The sequence below is a fragment of the Alcaligenes sp. PF14 genome (assembly GCF_037150615.1).
GTDB lineage: Bacteria > Pseudomonadota > Gammaproteobacteria > Burkholderiales > Burkholderiaceae_B > Alcaligenes > Alcaligenes phenolicus.
On sequence record NZ_JBAGRS010000002.1, the window covers coordinates 563,414 to 580,894 of the forward strand.

Genomic DNA, 17,481 nt, shown 5'->3' on the forward strand with positions numbered 1-17,481 from the left:
TTAAGTTTTTACGCACAGCTTGTAGACTTATGAATAAAAAAGCTCCCCAGCGAAAAGGGAGCCCAAAGACCTCGTCAAGATCCGAGGTCTTTTTTTATGTCGACTCCGTACGGGAGGCGACTCAACAGCAGCGATCAATCCAGCATCGCTTCAGCCTCAATCTCGATCAGCCACTCAGGCTTGGCCAATCCACTGATCAAGATCCAGGAAGAGGGTGGTGGATTGACGGGAAATCGTTTCAGCAGCGCAGCGGCTATTTCGTCCTGCTCTTGTGGTGAGCTTGCATCTTCCCGGATAAAAATCCGCAGCATGATTACCTGATTAATCTTGCCGCCAGCCTCGGCCAGGACCAGTTCAATATTGTCCAAGGCGGCTTCTGTTTGCTCGCGCATACCGCCAGCTACGGTTTGCTCCTGAGCATTTACGCCTACTTGGCCAGACAGCATGACACGGCGGTTGCCAGTGACCACCAGGCCCTGGCTGAAACCGTATTGCAGGGAATTGAATACGGTGGAGGGATTAATAGCGCTTTTTGTCATCTTGATAAATTCATTAAAAGTTGAGTGGGTGTATTTACACACCACACTCCTACTTTGGGGCGTTACGCTGGAAAGCAAGGGCTTGTCTTTGAGGAGGTTTTTTGTGGGTTTGATAAGGGAGTGTTGAGCCTGGTTTCCAACGGAAAAAGGTAGGAAAAATTCTTCAAAATTAATTAAGTTTTATGTAAAGTGTCCATCGTCTGGCTTTATGCTTTTTTGTCCGTGATAGGCCGACCCTTCCTGCTATACTCGCCGCTTATTTTTTTTGGTAATAAAGGAAGCGGGAAATGAAGAAGATCGTATTTATAGCTGCCCTGTCAGTGGGCTTGGCGGGATGTGAAACGATGAACTCCATGACTAAAGGCATTGATGATGCGTTTGCCAGTGTCAATGAAGCGATGGGGGCGGGCCCGATTGCTGACACTCCGGCACAGATTTGTTCAGAGATGCGTTCCAATCATGCGCGTGCTGTGAACAAGTACAGTGGGAAAACCGTTGAGGTAACTGGCAAATTGGTGGCCATGGAGCAAAACACATTGGCTGAGGCCATGAGTGGCATGAACTCAAAAGTATGGGGCAGTGCCAAACAGTTTGACGTTCGAGTCAGCAGTGGGCCTATCGTCTTTTCTTCCTTGATCAACCGCCGCACCGAGCAACTGAATGTGTTCAATATGGGTGACACGGTGACCATTAAAGGCCGTATCAGGACGATTGGCAAAGGGAAGTCTTGCACCATTAGCCTTGAAGAAAACATGAGCATCAAGCAGCAGTAAATGAGTAAGGGTCCGTTATGGCGGACTGCACGAATAAGCCCGCTTTGTAGCGGGCAATGTTGTTTCTGGGGCCCAGGTTTTGTTGCACCTGGCCTTGGGAAAGCCTCATATCGAATTTCCATTACGGGACGATTCAGCCGTTAGAATTGCTTATCCATCTACCTACAGAGGCTCGTATGGCAAACAATAAATCCACGATTCACGGCAACTGTCTGTGCGGTGCCGTCTCGATCAGTTTTCAGCAGCAAAAACCTTCGATCAGCGCTTGCCATTGCGGCATCTGCCGCAGCTGGTCCGGTGGCCCCTTCTTGTCGCTGGAGTCCCATGAGGCCCCAGTAATTGAAGGCGCGGAGCATGTGCGTTCCTATGCTTCTTCGGAGTGGGCGGAGCGCAGTTTCTGTGATGTATGCGGTACGCACTTGTTTTACAAGCTCAAGGCCGGTGGTTTCCATGCTGTTTCTGCTGGCTTGTTCAAGGACAGCGCGAGCTGGCCGTTCGAGCTGCAGGTCTTTATTGATGACAAGCCTGACAACTACGCATTCGCTAACAAAACGCGAGAGATGACGGGCGAAGAGGTGGTTAAGCTGTTTTCGTGATGCTATGGCTGGCCAGATGCATATGCAGGGGCCAGGGCAGTGCTTGCTGAAAACTGGACTGGTCGAACTATCAAAGGACGATTCCATAAACTCGATCTTGGGTCATCTATAAGGAGAACTCCGTGATGAAAAGAATTTTTTTCCTGTCGCTGTCTACGTTATTGGTCGCTTGCGCTTCTTCCAATGCCGATCTGGCGACCCAGGAAGATGTAGACCTGGGTAAGTACATGGGCACCTGGTACGAGCAGGCGCGTCTACCCAATAACTTTCAGCGTGAATGTGCCGGAGATGTGCAAGCTAATTACGTGATGGAAGCGGACAAGACGATTACCGTTACCAATCGTTGTCAGGGTACGGACGGTGAGGTGAAGGAAGCCATCGGGCAGGGGCGCTTGTCGACGAGTGTGGAGCCTGTTGATCCGGCGATACTAGAAGTGCGTTTTGCTCCGAAATGGCTGTCCTGGTTCCCTATGGTGTGGGGTGACTACTGGATCATGAAGCTGGAAGGGGACTACCAGTATTCTTTGGTCGGTACGCCGGATCGAAAATATCTCTGGGTCTTGTCCCGACAAAAACAGGCTGATCCGCAGCTTGTCAGTGACTTGCTGGATTACGCGGCATCCCAAGGCTTTGCGGTCCAAAAGGTGATTTCCACCAAGCAGTAGCGTGCATTCGATGATCGAGGCTTTTGCGCCTGCATAAAACAGCATATCCTCTTAGCGTTTTTAGTTATAAGCATGGGGAAATTAGATCGTTTTGAAGAGCTTGCGGCTGTGGTCGAATGGCACGACGGTATGTATCGGACGTGCCATTTTTTTATCGGAATGTTTTTACTATGAAGTCGTTTTTAAGCATTGCCGCGACCCTTACCCTGGCGTTGGTGGCTGGAGTGGCCCAGGCTGATCGTCTGGATGACATCAAGAAAACGGGTGTCTTGAAAGTAGCGTCTTTCGACAGCAATCCACCTTTTGGTTTTGTGGATCAGAAGTCCCGCCAGATCACCGGTCTGGATGTGGATTTTGCTCAGGCTCTGGCTGACAAGCTGGGCGTGAAGCTGGAAGTCTTGCCAACCAACCCGGCCAATCGTGTGCCGCTGTTGACGTCCAATAAAGTAGATCTGGTTTTGGCCAACTTCACCATCACGGAAGAGCGCGCCAAACAGGTAGATTTCAGCATTCCGTACTTTGCATCGGGCCAGCAGTTCCTGGCTAAAAAAGGCGTCTTGTCCTCGCCCGAGCAGTTGAACTCGCTGCGTATTGGTGTGGATAAAGGAACGGTCAATGAGATCGTTCTGCGTGAAAAATACCCCCAGGCCAAGCTGCTTGCCTATGACGATACGCCCTTCGCCTTCACCGCTTTGCGTAACGGTAACGTGCAGGCCATCACTCAGGATGGTCCCAAGCTGATTGGTTTGCTGGCCAATGTGCCGGACAAGGAAAACTATGAAATCCCGGCCTTCAGCATTTCCGAGGACTTGATCGGCATTGGTATCCCCAAAGGCGAGACAGCACTGAAGTCTTTTGTGGATGAAACTTTGCTGGAGCTGGAAAGCCAGGGCAAGGCACAAGCCATTTATGACGTCTGGTTTGGCCCTCAGTCCAAAACACCGCTGGAGCGCTTGTACCGCATCGGTCAGCAACAGTAAGTCATCACTTGCTTGCAAGCCAGCCTTGAATGTTCAGGCTGGCCTTTTCCTGTTTGTGTTTTTAACAGCGGGATCACTTGATCCTGCTTTTTGGTGTTTGCTATGCCGTCTTCTGATTTCTGGCTGGCACCCCACTATGTGGGTTGGTTGCTGCAAGGGTTCTGGGTCACGATCCAGCTCTCTTTAGTCGTCTCCTTCGCTGCAACTGTTTTGGGTTTTCTGGTTTGTATTGCCAGGCTCTCGCCGTTTGCCTGGCTGGCCTGGCCGGTACGTGCTTACCTGAGTCTGTTCCGTAATACGCCCTTGTTGGTGCAACTGTTTTTCTGGTATTTCGGTGCCTCGGCGTTGATGCCGCCGGAGCTGGTTCAATGGTTGAACACCCAGCATGTCTTGCAACTGGTCTTGTTCGATGTGCATTGGCCCAGTTTCGAGATGCTGGCCGCTTTTGCAGGTTTGACGATCTACACCACGGCTTTTGTTGCAGAAGAATTTCGTTCTGGTGTGCGGGCAGTTCGCAAAGGGCAGTGGGCCGCAGCAGCCTCCTTGGGCATGTCTTCCATGCAGGTCTGGCGCTATGTGGTGATGCCGCAGGCCTTGCGCAATACCTTTCCCTCGCTGATCGGGCAGTACATGAATGTCATCAAGAACACCTCGTTGACCATGGCCATTGGCTTGGCAGAGCTGTCTTATGCGTCTCGTCAGGTGGAGACTGAAACTTTCAAGACCTTCCAGTCCTTTGGGATTGCAACGCTGTTGTATGTCTTGCTGGTCATGCTGGTTGAAGTGGGTGGGCAGTGGTTACAACGCCACCGTCTGCAAGTGCGAGGTGGGCTGTAATGGACTTCGACGTAATTCATGACAATTTGCTGTACTTCCTGGTGGGGGCGTATCCGCATGGCCCTTTGGGCGGTGCTGCGTTAACGCTCTTGCTAAGCGTGCTTTCAGCAGGCTTGTCGGCCGTTCTGGGCCTGGCTTTTGGTATAGCCCTGGTCTTGACGCGTGGTGTGGCGCATACCGCTTTGCTGCTGTTTCTGGGCTTTTTCCGCGCCATCCCCGTCATCATGCTGATTTTCTGGGTGTATTTTCTGCTGCCCATTCTGTTCAAAGTGGATGTGCCAGGTTTGCTTACTGTCGTCTGCGCCTTGTCCTTGATCGGTGGCGCGTATCTGGCGCACTCCGTATTTGCGGGCATCAGCAGCTTGCCGGCGGGGCAATGGCAAGCGGGCAAGGCCCTGGGCCTGAAAACTGCCCAAATCATGAAGTCCATCATCCTTCCGCAAGCTTTGCCGGTGATGCTGCCTTCTTTTATTAATCAGTGGGTTGCCTTGATCAAGGATACGTCGCTGGCCTACGTTATTGGCGTGGCGGAACTGTCTTTTGTGGCCACCCAGGTCAGCAACCGGGTTATGGTGCACCCCACTGAAATCTTCTTGTTTGTCGGGCTGATGTACTACGTGATCTGCGCAACGCTGGAGTTGATTGCGAATCGTGTGGCTCGACGTTATGACAAACATCTGCGACTGGATGGCAAATGATCCGTATCGATAGTGTTTCCAAGTGGTATGGCACGTTTCAGGTGCTCAAGAACTGCACGGCCCAGGTGGACCGTCAGGAAGTCGTGGTGGTGTGCGGGCCTTCGGGCTCGGGCAAGTCCACCTTGTTGAAAACCGTCAATGGTCTGGAACCGTTTCAGCAGGGCACGATTATTGTGGATGGGATTTCTGTCGGTGATCCGGCAACGAATCTGCCCGACTTGCGCAGTCGGGTCGGGATGGTTTTTCAGAACTTCGAGCTGTTTCCACATCTGAACGTCTTGGCCAATCTGACCTTGGCGCAGCGTAAAGTGCTGGGCAGGGAGCGGGACGAAGCGAATGATCGGGCCTTGCTGTACCTGGACAGGGTGGGCCTGAAAGCGCTGGCGGATCGTTATCCAGCCAGTTTGTCGGGCGGGCAGCAACAACGTGTCGCCATTGCGCGGGCCTTGTGCATGGATCCGGTCTGCATGTTGTTTGACGAGCCTACTTCGGCTCTGGATCCTGAAATGGTCAACGAGGTGCTGGACGTAATGGTTAGTTTGGCGGAAGAGGGGATGACCATGATGTGCGTGACCCATGAGATGGGCTTTGCCCGCAAGGTGGCGGATCGGATGGTTTTCATGGATCAGGGTCAGATTCTGGAAGATGTGCCCACGGATGTGTTCTTTGGTCATCTGGATGGCAGGCCGCAGCGGGTGCAAACCTTTTTGTCCAAGGAGTTGCGGCTGTAGCTTGTTTCTTTGTACGGCAGCTAGTTTGATGTTGCCAAGCCAAGCCAAGCCAAGCCAAGCCAAGCCAAGCCAAGCTGCGCGTAGCAGAAGCTGGAGTCCGCATCCATAAAAAAAGCCCGCCTGTTTAAAAATGGGCGAGCTTCTTTTATGGGCGAGCAAACCAGGCTTGATGAAACTGGGCTACTGACATGCTTGCCCGGCCTGGAGAGTGTCGCTATGTGCTCAGGATGACTGAGTGGCTGTGTCGAACGATTGCAGCAGAGCTTCTGATGCCAGTACGGCACGGCGTGCCTGCTCGTGCTGATCATGCAGGGCCAGGTAACGTGCTTCGGCCTCATCGCCTCGCGCTACATCCCCGTTGTATGACTGCGCTACGTAGTTTGCGTACCAGATGGACTCGGCTACGGTCATACCCACAAACACGTCATTGTCGTCCTGATCTTGGGACAGGGCACGGATACCAGATAAATACGCCCGTTCACGGGGCTGAAATTCCAACATAAGACTCCTTAGATAAGCCCCCATTGTAGTAGGTGGGGTGAATCATGCCAGTGTTGGGCGTAGCACGGTGTTCGGTTGATGTTTGGCTGCTGGAGTATAAATAGTCTTGGGATTGGGGGTAATCAAGTGTTATTTTGAAAATGTCGAGGATAAACAGTGCATAAGTTATTTTCTAATTTGGTTTTGGGCCTGACCTTTGCCTCTGTACCAGCCTTCGCTTCAAGTATGCAAGAGAGTGCTCAACTAGGACGGATACACATACAGGCGGACCAGGTTGACGTGTTGAGCACGCATGAGCTGAAAGCTTCGGGTGATGTGACAGTAACCGGCAAGGAGAGCGTCATACATGCTCAGGAGGCTGTTATTCGTAGACGGGGCCCTGTGATTGAAGTGCTGGCACAAGAGTTGGTGCAGTTTGAGCCAAGCTCTAGGCCTTCTTCTGAGTTCAATCCGCTTAGCTTGCAAGATGCTCGTGCGGCAGGCGGGGAAATGCGGTTGCAAAAAGAAGGGTACGTGCCAGTGAGAGTGCAGGGTTTAAGTGCCATGTGGTGGAACGATTCAAACCAGACATGTATCACTGTTAAAACTAGCCAAGGGCGCTACAGTGATGTTAAAAAAGTGGGGGCCGAGGCATGCAGCGGGAGTTAGGTCTGGTCTGGCTTGGTTAAGGATGTATGCGGCTGTAAGGAGAGGGCATGGGCATTAAGTGGGAGTCGTCGTTTCATCAAGTGGCCTCTGTGCTGGCAACAGCTCTCTCTTCGCTCGTATTTATTCTGGCCCTGATCTTTTTAATTGATGGGTTGGCCAATCCACAAGTCCAGTATGGGGCAATCAATTATATATTTGCCAGTATCGGTGTCGGTTTTTCTTGGCTGATCTTTGTGGTGAACAGGTATTACGGCAGGGTTTGTCGATCCTTATCGATGGGTGCAAGGCGTGACGCCCGGCTTCTGGGCTGGTCCTTAAGTATCCTCTATGCCGTTTTGATTGGTTTGTTCATGCTGGGGGCCTTCGGCATAGGTGCCAGGTTGCTGCAAGGTCAGCATATTTTTGGTTAAGTGCCAAAACTGGGAAATTGTTGCAGAGGCAAGGTTTGGTCGGGCTTAGCCGATAGCCTGGGCAGCGCTGGTGTCCCTATGTCGGTATCGCTACCTTCTTCAGCCTGTATGCCAAAGCAGGGCGTGTCAGCCCCAGTCGTCGCGCAGCTTCTGAAATATTCCCGTTCGTTTTCTTCAGCGTCAGCTGGATGATCTGTTCTTCCAGGTCGTCCAGGTTGAAGGGCGTTTCCAGCAGGTTCTCCAGATATTGCGTCTGGTTTGCGCTGAAACAGGACTCTTTCGCCATAAAGCCTTGCGTATTCAAACTGCTCAAATACTGCAAGGCACTTTTCTGTTGCGGGAACAGGTGGTGAGTTTCGATTTCGTGATTGTGCTCGGTCAGGATGACGCCACGTTCGATCATGTTTTCAAATTCGCGGATATTGCCTGGCCAGTCGTATTGCATCAGTAATTCACGGCTGCGGTCGCTCACTCCCAGCACGTGCTTTTTGTACATGCTGGAGTATTTGTTCAGAAAGTATTCGGTCAGCAGTGGAATGTCTTCTTTACGCTCGCGCAGCGGCGGAATGTGAATGGGAAAGACATTCAGGCGGTAGTACAGGTCGGCACGGAAGGTGCCTTTCTGTACGGCTTCGGCCAAATCCTCGTTAGTGGCCGCCACCACGCGCACGTCGATATGGCGAGTGTTCTCATCACCCACGCGTTCCAGTTCCTGTTCTTGCAATACACGCAGCAGGGCGGCTTGGGACCGTGGCGATAGCTCCACGATTTCATCCAGAAAGATGGTGCCGCTCTGGGCACGCTCAAAGCGTCCGGGGCGGGATTTATGTGCGCCGGTATAAGCGCCTTTCTCGACACCAAACAGCTCTGACTCAATCAGTTCCGGGGGAATGGATGCACAGTTCACTGCAACAAAGGGTTGATCAGCCCGGTCGCTGGCGGCGTGCAGGCCGCGTGCGAAAGCTTCTTTCCCTACACCGGTTTCCCCCAGCAGCAGCACGGAGACTTTGCTTTGCGCCGCCTTTTCCAGCAGATGACAGGCGGCCTGGTAAGCGGCGGACTGACCAATGGAGTTGGGCAAGGTGAAGTTGGCACTGGAGTGCTTGAACTCCTGTTCGCGCAACTTCACCAGCTCACATCGCAAGGCAAACAGTTCGTCCTGGACTGGATCGGGCAGCATGAAACGGTCAATCTCGGGGTCATCATCTTCCCATTCCTCGGCTGGCTTGCCCACGATCTTGCAGTGGCTATGGCCCATGGCGCCGCATTGGGTTTCTTTGTAAATGATGCTCTTGCCCATATAGAAGCTGGTGTAGCCGCTGGCATAGCCCAGCAAGCTCCAACAGACCGGCTCGCTGGACTGGCCATGTTCTTTCTGGTGATTGCTGACTTCATAGGAGTCAAACCAGTCAAATTCGCCGTAGTACTGGCCTGCGTCGCGGTCAAAGGTCAGGGCGGTAGGGACGACTTTGACCATGCCGCGGATGGTGTGCATTTGCGGGCCAGCCAAAAAGGTCTCTTTCAGTGACAGGTCCGGGCGCACTTTTTGTGAGACCTCGGCATCTTTCATGCCCGCGTGGTAGCCAAAGCGCATCAGAAAGTATTTGGCGCGCTCGCTGCCCAAAGAGGCAATCAGCTCCTTGCGTAGCTGGCCAAAACCGCTGGCGTGCAGCAAGAGCATGCGCTGCTCGCCAAACCATATTTTGCCTTCCCGCGCATCAAAACGAATGGCGTCGATCAGGTCCTGACTTAATGGCAGTGTGAGTTCAGTAGCCCCCATGGCTGTCTCCATCCTGTGATTTCTTATTGTGGTTTTGAGTGTTCTAAAACCAGTATGCCGCCTGTCTTTCCAGTGACTCAAGGAAAACATAATAGTGTCCAGAGGACGGATAAAAGGGATTTTCCTAAGGTTTTACCCTAACTCAGCATTTGATGAAAACGGCGCTAAGCACTTGATCAAATGATCAATTTTCCTGCCGCCACCCCTTCGCAGGCCGCATTCCTTCTAGGCCGGGTTTCAGCTATCTCTTTAATCCTAAAGGGTTAAATCCTTCAAATTTAAAGTTGGCACGCGGTTTGCTATGAACAGGCTGTGGACACTCATGCAACAGCTTGATCAGGAGGAGAACAGATGTCAGACACGAGCTTGCCCACTTTGACAAAGTACGTACGCGTACGCAGTCCGGCCAACGCCCGTTTTGTGGAGTTTGATTTTGCCATCGGCCAGCCGGACCTGTTTGTGGAACTGGTCATGCCCCCGGCGGCGTTTGAGCAGTTTTGTCTGCAAAACAATGTCCAGCCCATGAGCGATGAGCAAATGCGGGTCAATGACGAGAACGAAGAGAAATGGCGTTTTGGTTATGACACTTTGGTCGGCAACAGTCGTCAGGCTGAAGCCCAGTAGGTTTTATTCAGGAGAACAAGAGGATGACATTAGAAATTAAAACGGCCAGTTTGCAGCCCGTGCGGCAAACCTTTGCCAACGTGGCCCGCCGCTTTGGCGAAAAACCGGCCACGCGCTACCAGGAAGCCACATACGACGCCCAGGCGACGGCCAACTTCCATTACCGACCCCTGTGGATGCCGGACAAGACCCTGAACGACCCCACACACACCGCCATTCAAATGAAGGACTGGTATGTGTTCCGTGACCCTCGTCAGTTCTACTACGGTGCTTACGTGCAAAACCGTGCCCGCATGCAGGAATCGGCTGAAACCAATTACGGCTTTTTTGAAAAGCGGGAACTGGCTCAGTATCTGAGCGAGGACGTCAAAGCCAAGGTCACCCGCTTGCTGCTGCCTTTGCGTCACATCGAGCAAACCGCCAACCTGAATTTCATGTCCGGCTCGGCTTACGGGTATGGCACCACCATTACCCAAGCCTGTCTCTATGCCGGGATGGACTCGCTGGGTATGGCGCAATACGTCTCCCGTATTGGGCTGCTGATTGATGGCAATAGCGCCGATTCCCTGAGCCAAGCCAAAGAGGCCTGGATGCAGGATGCGGCCTGGCAAGGTCTGCGCGCCTTGTGCGAAAAAACGCTGGTCCAGAAAGATTGGTTTGAACTGCTGTTGGTGCAGTCCTTGCTGATCAATACCGTGGTGCATCAAGTGGTGTATCAGGGTCTGGTCGCGGATCTGGCCAAGGAAGGCGGCCGCGATCTGGATATGCTGCTGGAGTTCATGCTGGAGTGCCATAAAGACCTGTCCAACTGGAGCGATAGCGTCTTCAAGATCGCGGCGGCTGAAAGTGAGGAAAACAAGCAGCAACTGCAAAGCTGGCTGAATCAGTGGCTGCCACAAGTGCAAGCCGCCTTCATGCCGTACATCCAGGCTGCCTTTGCCGACCAGGCGGATCAGGTCTGGGAGCAAGCGCAGGAAACCATTGCCAAACGCGTCACGAAAGCAGGCTTGAGCCTGGGTGGAGAAGCCTGATGACATCCAAGGTTTATATCGGTCTGCAAGACAACGACATGTCGCGCTACATCGTCGAGGCAATCGAAGAGGACAACCCGGACGCCACGGTGATTTATCAGCCAGCCATGATTCGCATTGAGTGCGTGGGCCAGCTGACCGTCAAGCGCGAGACCGTGGAAGAAAAGTATGGGCAGCAGTGGGACATGCAGGAGCTGCATCTGAATCTGATCACCTTGGGTGGCAACGTGGATGAAGATGAAGACCGCTTGTTTTTGCACTGGAACAGCTAAATCAGAAAAGGGGGCAACATGGCCACGAAAAAACTAAATATCAAAGACAAATATCGCTATCTGACTCGTGATCTGGACTGGGAATTCAGCTACCAGGATCGCAAGGACGCCTTCCCCTACGAGGAGTTTGAGGGCATCAAGATTACCGATTGGTCCAAATGGGAAGATCCGTTCCGTCTGACAATGGACGCGTACTGGAAATACCAGGCCGAAAAAGAAAAGAAGCTGTACGCCATTTTTGATGCCTTCGCGCAGAACAATGGCCAGATGAATATTTCCGACCCGCGTTACTTGAACGCGATCAAGGTGTTTCTGACCGCGGTGACCCCGCTGGAATACCAGGCTTACCAGGGCTACTCCCATGTGGGACGTCAATTCAGCGGCATCGGCGCACGTATTGCGTGTCAGATGCAGTCGATTGACGAGCTGCGTCACGTCCAGACGCAGGTTCACGCCATGAGCCATTACAACAAGTTTTTCAATGGCTTCCAGGACTGGAGCCATATGCACGACCGGGTCTGGTACCTGTCGGTGCCCAAGTCCTTTTTTGAAGATGCCCGCGCTGCCGGCCCCTTCGAGTTCCTGCTGGCAATCAGCTTCTCCTTCGAGTACGTGCTGACCAACCTGCTGTTCGTGCCCTTCATGTCGGGTGCAGCCTACAACGGCGACATGGCCACGGTGACTTTCGGTTTCAGCTCGCAGTCTGACGAAGCACGCCACATGACACTGGGCCTGGAAGTGATCAAGTTCCTGCTGGAGCAGCACGAGGACAACGTGCCTATCGTTCAGCAGTGGATCGACAAATGGTTCTGGCGCGGCACCCGCCTGCTGTCCGTGGTCGGCATGATGATGGATTACATGCTGCCCAACAAGGTCATGTCCTGGAAAGAAGCTTGGGAGGTCTATTTCGAACAGGCTGGTGGTGCACTGTTCAAGGATCTGGCCCGCTACGGCATCCGCATGCCCAAGTACAGCGAAGTGATCGAAAAAGAGAAAGAGCACATCTCGCACCAGGCCTGGTGGATCTTCTACAACTTCGGTCACGCTGCCGGTTTCCACACCTGGATCCCCAGCGACGAGGAGCTGGATTGGTTGAGCGCCAAGTACCCCGATACCTTCGACAAATACTACCGCCCACGCTGGGAAATGGCCAAGAAGATGGAAGCCGAAGGCAAGCGCTTTTACTCAAGCGGACTGCCGCAGCTGTGTCAGGTATGTCAGGTGCCCATGACCTTTACCGACATGGAAAAACCCGACGAAATCACCTACCGCCAAAGCCAGTACAAGGGCGAGCGCTATCACACCTGCTCGGACGGTTGCCGCGACATTTTCGAGCACGAGCCTGAAAAGTACATCCAGGCCTGGCTGCCAGTGAACCAGATCCTGCAAGGTGGCTGCGGTGGTCCCGAGCTGGAGAAAATCCTGAGCGACTACTACCAGTTGAACGTAGGTGTCGACAATATGGACTTCAAGGGTTCGGTGGACGAAGCGCGCTGGAACGAATGGAAAGGAGTGACGGCCTAGTCACACGAGAAAAAAAGCAGTGCCTTGGTGGGCACTGCCACTACCTATAAAAATTGGAGATCAATATGGCAGTTACTGCAATTACCCCGGACTACCAAGGCTATGCGCGCGACCAGCAGTCGCACTATGGCGACAGCATGTTGCTGTATATCGGCTGGGACGAGCACCTTTTGTTCTGCTCGGCCAAGGCCTTTCTGGTTCAGCCCGAGATGACCGTGTCCCAGATGATCCAGCAACTGTTGCCTGCCGGTTTTGCCCAGCACCCTGACTTCGAGCAGATCGAATGGAGCAAGGTGCAATGGAATTTGAACGGCGAGGCGGTTGAACTGAATCCTGACGACACCCTGGGTTCCAAGGGCTTTGATCACAAATCCTTGTTGCGTTTCAAGACCCCGGGCCTGAATGGCTACAAGGGTACGGGCGTATAAGAGGCGGAGGCAGCAATGACGTATCAGGTAACCGTAGAACCCACAGGTGATGTGGTAGAGGTGGAAGATGGACAAACCTTGTTGGACGCTGCGTTGCGACAAGGGGTTTGGTTGCCTTTTGCCTGTGGACATGGCACGTGTGGCACCTGCAAGGTGCAGGTGCTGGAAGGCTATGCAGACGCAGGCGATGCGTCCAGCTTTGCCTTGATGGATTCGGAGCGGGACGAAGGCAAGCTGCTGGCTTGCTGCTGTCTGCCCGAATCCGATATGGTCATCGAGGCCGACGTGGATGTGGACCCGGATTTCCAGGGCCTGCCTGTCGAGGATTATCAGGGCAAGGTCGTCCTGATTGAAGACTTGTCGCCCACGATCAAGCACATCCGTCTGGAGCTGGATCGTCCGATGGCGTTTCAGGCCGGGCAGTACATCAACCTGCATGTGCCGTCCATCGACAGCACCCGTGCTTTCTCCATTGCGAATCCGCCGTCCATGAGCGGCATTATTGATTTGCATGTACGTAAGGTAGAAGGGGGCGCAGGTACGACGTGGCTACACGAGGAACTGGAAGTGGGGCAGTCTCTGGATGTGTCTGGCCCTTATGGTCAGTTCTTTGTGCGCAAGTCCGACCCGCAAGGCGCCATTTTTATCGCGGGTGGCTCGGGCCTGTCCAGCCCCGAATCCATGATTATGGACTTGCTGGAAGAGGGCGATACCCGTCCTATTTATCTGTTCCAGGGTGCGCGCAATAAAGCCGAGCTGTATCATGCGGATCATTTCTATCAACTAGCTGAAAAGCACGACAATTTCCACTACATTCCGGCCTTGAATGCGCCTTTGCCGGATGATGCCTGGGAAGGCTTTGTGGGCTTTGTGCATGAAGCCGTGGGGCAGTTCTTTGAGCAGCGTTGCTCGGGTAACAAGGCCTACTTGTGTGGCCCGCCCCCCATGATTGAAGCGGCCATTTCCACCCTGATGCAAAGCCGGCTCTTCGAGCGCGATATTCACATGGAACAATTCCTGACAGCCGCAGATGGTGCTACTGGCAAGGTGCGTTCGGCGTTGTTCAAGCGCATCTAAGCGGTTTTAACTGACTGCCGAGTAGACCTTTTTTCAGTGAAAAGGTCTGCGGCTGGTGGTCGTGAACGCCGCATCTATCTGGCCTTGCAAGAAGCGTTAACGACGCTTTGCAGGGCCTTTTTGTATTAGACGGGTGGCAGCCCGTTACTCAAGGCGCTGTGTCCCGGAATCAGCCAGGGCGGTTTCTCCGCATACATTTCCTCAATAAAGGCATGCATCTGGGCGATGTACCAGGAGTTGTCGTTTTTCCTGTGGCTGAAAATAATCGGCGACGTTACTTTCTCGTCGTCAATCAGCCGGTAGACCAGATCACTGCGTATCTGTGCGGCTGAAGGAATCAGGCACAAGCCCACGCCGCCGGCGACCAGTCCCATGGCCGTCTGCAACTCCAGTACTTCATGCACTTCGGTGGGAAAGATGGCGTTGTCATGCAGGATATTCAGCACATGATCGGCAAAGCTGGGGCGTGGGGACTTGGGATACACAATAAAGGCGTGATCGGCGATGACCTGCAAGGACACCGGCCCCCGATCCTTGGCCAAGTCAATTTTCGGCGGAATCGCCAGCACCAGGCGCTCTTCACGCAAGACAGTACGGTACACCGCGCTGTCATGAATACGCACACGTCCAAAGGCAATATCAATGCGTCCGGCGCGCAAGGCGGCGATCTGCTGGCTGCTGGTGAGTTCCAGAAAGTGAAAGCGGATATCCGGGTAGGCGTGGCGGAACTTCTGAATCAGGATAGGCAGACCGCCGTACAAGGTGGAGGCCACAAAGCCAATCGACAATTGCGGGCGCTGGTTCAGGCCGACTTCAGTGGTCGCCGCTTTCATGACCTCCACACGATTGAGCAATTGCAGGGATTGCTCGTAAAAAATGCGGCCCGCTTCGGTTAGCTGCAGGGGGCGGCTCTCCCGTGACAGCAGCAAAACATTGAGCTCTTGTTCCAGCAACTGAATCTGTCTGCTGAGTGCAGGTTGGGCAATGTGCAACTGCTCGGCAGCGCGAGTGAAATTGCGCGCTTTGGCGACCGCAACAAAGTAGCGGATTTGTTTCAAGTCCATATGCTTTGCCCGTGGTCCAGGTCCAGAAAATCCGGACCAATATATCACCTATCTCGACCATCCAAGCTTCAAGCATATACCTGACAAGCTCTAGGGTTAACGATAGGTTTTGTTTTTCATGCCCTGCAAGCTGCTGATTTTATTGGTAAAAAAACAAACTATAGCATTTTGCTATAGAGCGGGACCGATATTGTATTGGAAGCCTGCTGGAGCAAAGACTGTAATGAACGTCATGCAGAACAGCCCCGAATTTCCTTGCGAAAGTGGGTTGGGCAATATCGGCCCGACGGTGTCCCTATCGGGTTTGAGTCAGGCTCAAGGCTAAGCCAGCAATACGCTGCCACGAGTCAGTCCGGTCTCAATCCGGAGCGATTTTTCTTTTCTATCACGCGTACTTGCTATGCCTTCATGGGCATGGGCAGGGACGGCTGCAACTCTCATAAAGGCCACATTATGTCAGTCCTTATGGATAAAACTAAAGATATCAGGCACTTGCTTGATACCGCCCTGGAAGAAAACCAAGAAACAGGCGTGTATCGCTGCCGTCGTGACATCTTCACGAATCCGGATCTGTTCGAGCTGGAGATGAAGCATATTTTTGAAGGCAATTGGGTCTACCTGGCGCATGAAAGCCAACTGCCCAATGTGAATGATTACTTCACTACGTATATCGGTCGTCAGCCCGTGTTTTTGACGCGTGGTAAAGACGGTGGCTTGAATGCCTTTATCAATGCCTGTGCTCACCGCGGCGCCATGTTGTGCCGCCGCAAGCATGGCAATAAGGGCAGCTTTACCTGTCCTTTCCATGGCTGGACTTTCAATAACGCGGGCAAGTTGCTCAAGGTCAAGGACGAGAAAAACACCCAGTATCCCGAGCAGTTCAATACCGAAGGCTCGCACGACTTGAAGCGTGTCGCGCGCTTTGAGAACTATCGCGGCTTCCTGTTTGGCAGCCTGAACCCGGATGTGGTGTCTCTGGACGAGTATCTGGGTGAAACCAAAGTCATCATCGATCAGATCGTGGATCAAGCCCCTGAAGGTCTGGAAGTGCTGCGTGGCAATTCTTCCTATATCTACGATGGCAACTGGAAACTGCAGATGGAAAACGGCGCGGATGGCTACCACGTCAGCAGCGTGCACTGGAATTACTCCGCTACCATGGGTCGCCGCAAAGAGGGCGGCACGCAAGCGGTGGATGCGAACGGCTGGAGCAAGAGCCTGGGTGGCGTGTATGGCTTTGATTACGGTCATATCTTGCTGTGGACCAAAACCATGAATCCAAGCGTGCGTCCGGTCTACGAGCATCGCGAGGAGCTGAAGCAGCGTTTGGGCGAGGACCGTGCCGAGTTCATCGTGAATCAGACCCGCAATCTGTGCTTGTACCCGAATGTGTATCTGATGGATCAGTTCTCTACCCAGATTCGGGTAACGCGTCCCATCAGTGTGGACAAGACTGAAGTCACGATTTACTGCTTTGGTCCCAAAGGGGAAAGCGCTGAGCAGCGTGCCATCCGTATCCGTCAATACGAAGACTTTTTCAATGTGTCCGGCATGGGAACGGCAGACGATCTGGAGGAGTTCCGTGCCTGTCAGGAAGGCTATGCGGGTATTGCGGCGCCCTGGAATGATTTGAGCCGAGGTGCGCCTTTGTGGGTGCACGGGCCGGACGAGAATGCCAAAGCCATGGGCATGAAGCCCTTGATCAGTGGCGGGCGTAGTGAAGATGAAGGCTTGTTTGTCTGCCAGCACGAGTACTGGGCCAAGACCATGAGCCAGGCGTTAAAAGCAGAAAACGGGGAGGCCTAAGCCATGAACGCAACGTATCACTCTATTTGCGCTTTCCTGTATCGCGAAGCCCGCTTGCTGGATGACCGTCAGTGGGATGAATGGCTGGAATGCTATAGCCCCAACGCCCAGTACTGGATGCCTTGCTGGGATGATGATGATCAGTTGACCGAAGATCCGCATAGCGAGATTTCCTTGATCTTCTATCCCAACCGTAACGGCCTGGAAGATCGGGTGTTTCGCATCAAGACCGAGCGCTCCGGTGCCTCCACACCCGAGCCGCGTACCGCTCACATGCTCAGCAATATCGAGATTCTGGCCGAGCGCGATGGGCAGGTGGACGTCCGCTACAACTTTTTGACGCTTAACCATCGCTACCGGGTGACGGATCAGTTCTTCGGCACGATTTACCTGACCTTGTCGCCTCAGGATAAGGGCTGGTTGATCGAGCAAAAAAAGGTAGTGCTCAAGAACGACTACATCCGTCAAGTGATTGATGTGTATCACATTTAAAGCCG

At 53.3% G+C, this 17,481-nt stretch carries 21 protein-coding genes; 17 read left to right on the forward strand and 4 right to left on the reverse strand.

Translation table 11 applies throughout. The annotated features are described in order from the left end of the window. Nucleotides 1–134: 134 nt before the first annotated feature. Nucleotides 135–539 carry a RidA family protein gene (locus WFM49_RS06585; RefSeq protein WP_336972419.1) on the reverse strand — a complete coding sequence of 135 codons (405 nt, stop codon included), beginning with the start codon at nucleotides 537–539 and terminating at the stop codon, nucleotides 135–137. A 287-nt stretch (nucleotides 540–826) separates the two neighbouring features. Between WFM49_RS06585 and WFM49_RS06590 the strand changes: the two genes are divergently transcribed. The 7 genes from WFM49_RS06590 to WFM49_RS06620 all read left to right on the forward strand — a co-directional run bounded on the left by WFM49_RS06590 (nucleotide 827) and on the right by WFM49_RS06620 (nucleotide 5,819). Further along, the gene (locus WFM49_RS06590) at nucleotides 827–1,312 is read left to right on the forward strand and encodes a hypothetical protein (protein WP_009454493.1); all 486 of its coding nucleotides are present in this window, start codon (nucleotides 827–829) and stop codon (nucleotides 1,310–1,312) included. Nucleotides 1,313–1,488: 176 nt separating this feature from the next. Beyond that, nucleotides 1,489–1,908 (forward strand): GFA family protein, encoded by a 420-nt coding sequence (locus tag WFM49_RS06595; RefSeq protein ID WP_009454492.1) that lies wholly within the window; start codon nucleotides 1,489–1,491, stop codon nucleotides 1,906–1,908. A gap of 125 nt (nucleotides 1,909–2,033) precedes the next feature. Continuing rightward, nucleotides 2,034–2,573, forward strand: a complete 540-nt coding sequence (locus WFM49_RS06600; protein ID WP_009454491.1) for a lipocalin family protein — start codon at nucleotides 2,034–2,036, stop codon at nucleotides 2,571–2,573. 170 nt (nucleotides 2,574–2,743) lie between these two features. After that, the gene (locus WFM49_RS06605) at nucleotides 2,744–3,553 is read left to right on the forward strand and encodes an ABC transporter substrate-binding protein (protein ID WP_009454490.1); all 810 of its coding nucleotides are present in this window, start codon (nucleotides 2,744–2,746) and stop codon (nucleotides 3,551–3,553) included. Nucleotides 3,554–3,655: 102 nt separating this feature from the next. Beyond that, on the forward strand, nucleotides 3,656–4,390 hold the full coding sequence (locus tag WFM49_RS06610) for an amino acid ABC transporter permease (RefSeq protein WP_009454488.1): 735 nt from the start codon (nucleotides 3,656–3,658) through the stop codon (nucleotides 4,388–4,390). Beyond that, nucleotides 4,390–5,088 (forward strand): amino acid ABC transporter permease, encoded by a 699-nt coding sequence (locus WFM49_RS06615; protein ID WP_336972422.1) that lies wholly within the window; start codon nucleotides 4,390–4,392, stop codon nucleotides 5,086–5,088. The genes WFM49_RS06610 and WFM49_RS06615 overlap by 1 nt, the downstream gene beginning before the upstream one ends. Beyond that, complete coding sequence (locus WFM49_RS06620; RefSeq protein ID WP_336972424.1) at nucleotides 5,085–5,819, forward strand: amino acid ABC transporter ATP-binding protein; 735 nt, start codon at nucleotides 5,085–5,087, stop codon at nucleotides 5,817–5,819. The genes WFM49_RS06615 and WFM49_RS06620 overlap by 4 nt, the downstream gene beginning before the upstream one ends. 222 nt (nucleotides 5,820–6,041) lie before the next feature. Here WFM49_RS06620 and WFM49_RS06625 read toward each other — a convergent pair whose 3' ends face one another. Beyond that, nucleotides 6,042–6,320 carry a hypothetical protein gene (locus WFM49_RS06625; RefSeq protein ID WP_009454468.1) on the reverse strand — a complete coding sequence of 93 codons (279 nt, stop codon included), beginning with the start codon at nucleotides 6,318–6,320 and terminating at the stop codon, nucleotides 6,042–6,044. Nucleotides 6,321–6,476: 156 nt separating this feature from the next. Here WFM49_RS06625 and WFM49_RS06630 point away from each other — a divergent pair, with 156 nt between their 5' ends. Together WFM49_RS06630 and WFM49_RS06635 are read left to right on the forward strand one after the other, a co-directional pair. After that, nucleotides 6,477–6,968 carry a hypothetical protein gene (locus WFM49_RS06630; protein WP_250757179.1) on the forward strand — a complete coding sequence of 164 codons (492 nt, stop codon included), beginning with the start codon at nucleotides 6,477–6,479 and terminating at the stop codon, nucleotides 6,966–6,968. A gap of 47 nt (nucleotides 6,969–7,015) precedes the next feature. After that, entirely contained in the window at nucleotides 7,016–7,378 is a 363-nt protein-coding gene (locus WFM49_RS06635; RefSeq protein WP_021446664.1) for a hypothetical protein, read from the forward strand. A gap of 76 nt (nucleotides 7,379–7,454) precedes the next feature. On the opposite strand, the gene WFM49_RS06640 is transcribed toward WFM49_RS06635, so the two are convergent. Beyond that, nucleotides 7,455–9,158 (reverse strand): sigma-54-dependent Fis family transcriptional regulator, encoded by a 1,704-nt coding sequence (locus WFM49_RS06640; RefSeq protein ID WP_009454454.1) that lies wholly within the window; start codon nucleotides 9,156–9,158, stop codon nucleotides 7,455–7,457. Nucleotides 9,159–9,509: 351 nt separating this feature from the next. On the opposite strand from WFM49_RS06640, the gene WFM49_RS06645 reads away from it, so the two are divergent. The 6 genes from WFM49_RS06645 (at nucleotide 9,510) to WFM49_RS06670 (ending at nucleotide 14,114) form a co-directional block, all read left to right on the forward strand. Next, nucleotides 9,510–9,782, forward strand: a complete 273-nt coding sequence (locus WFM49_RS06645; RefSeq protein ID WP_009454452.1) for a phenol hydroxylase subunit — start codon at nucleotides 9,510–9,512, stop codon at nucleotides 9,780–9,782. Nucleotides 9,783–9,805: 23 nt separating this feature from the next. Beyond that, nucleotides 9,806–10,813, forward strand: coding sequence for an aromatic/alkene monooxygenase hydroxylase subunit beta (locus WFM49_RS06650; RefSeq protein ID WP_009454450.1), 1,008 nt, complete (start codon nucleotides 9,806–9,808; stop codon nucleotides 10,811–10,813). After that, nucleotides 10,813–11,085, forward strand: a complete 273-nt coding sequence (locus tag WFM49_RS06655; protein WP_003800437.1) for an MmoB/DmpM family protein — start codon at nucleotides 10,813–10,815, stop codon at nucleotides 11,083–11,085. The genes WFM49_RS06650 and WFM49_RS06655 overlap by 1 nt, the downstream gene beginning before the upstream one ends. Nucleotides 11,086–11,103: 18 nt before the next feature. Beyond that, complete coding sequence (locus tag WFM49_RS06660; RefSeq protein WP_021446663.1) at nucleotides 11,104–12,609, forward strand: aromatic/alkene/methane monooxygenase hydroxylase/oxygenase subunit alpha; 1,506 nt, start codon at nucleotides 11,104–11,106, stop codon at nucleotides 12,607–12,609. A gap of 65 nt (nucleotides 12,610–12,674) precedes the next feature. Then, nucleotides 12,675–13,037 (forward strand): phenol hydroxylase subunit P4, encoded by a 363-nt coding sequence (locus WFM49_RS06665; protein ID WP_009454448.1) that lies wholly within the window; start codon nucleotides 12,675–12,677, stop codon nucleotides 13,035–13,037. A 15-nt stretch (nucleotides 13,038–13,052) separates the two neighbouring features. Continuing rightward, complete coding sequence (locus tag WFM49_RS06670) at nucleotides 13,053–14,114, forward strand: NADH:ubiquinone reductase (Na(+)-transporting) subunit F (protein ID WP_083053607.1); 1,062 nt, start codon at nucleotides 13,053–13,055, stop codon at nucleotides 14,112–14,114. Between the two features lie 125 nt (nucleotides 14,115–14,239). On the opposite strand, the gene WFM49_RS06675 is transcribed toward WFM49_RS06670, so the two are convergent. Continuing rightward, a complete protein-coding gene (locus tag WFM49_RS06675) occupies nucleotides 14,240–15,178 on the reverse strand; it encodes a LysR family transcriptional regulator (RefSeq protein ID WP_336972433.1) in 939 nt (312 codons plus the stop codon). A 453-nt stretch (nucleotides 15,179–15,631) separates the two neighbouring features. Here WFM49_RS06675 and WFM49_RS06680 point away from each other — a divergent pair, with 453 nt between their 5' ends. Together WFM49_RS06680 and benB are read left to right on the forward strand one after the other, a co-directional pair. After that, a complete protein-coding gene (locus tag WFM49_RS06680) occupies nucleotides 15,632–16,984 on the forward strand; it encodes a Rieske 2Fe-2S domain-containing protein (RefSeq protein ID WP_009454445.1) in 1,353 nt (450 codons plus the stop codon). Between the two features lie 3 nt (nucleotides 16,985–16,987). After that, the gene (benB, locus tag WFM49_RS06685) at nucleotides 16,988–17,476 is read left to right on the forward strand and encodes a benzoate 1,2-dioxygenase small subunit (protein WP_336972435.1); all 489 of its coding nucleotides are present in this window, start codon (nucleotides 16,988–16,990) and stop codon (nucleotides 17,474–17,476) included. The last annotated feature ends 5 nt before the right edge of the window (nucleotides 17,477–17,481 follow it).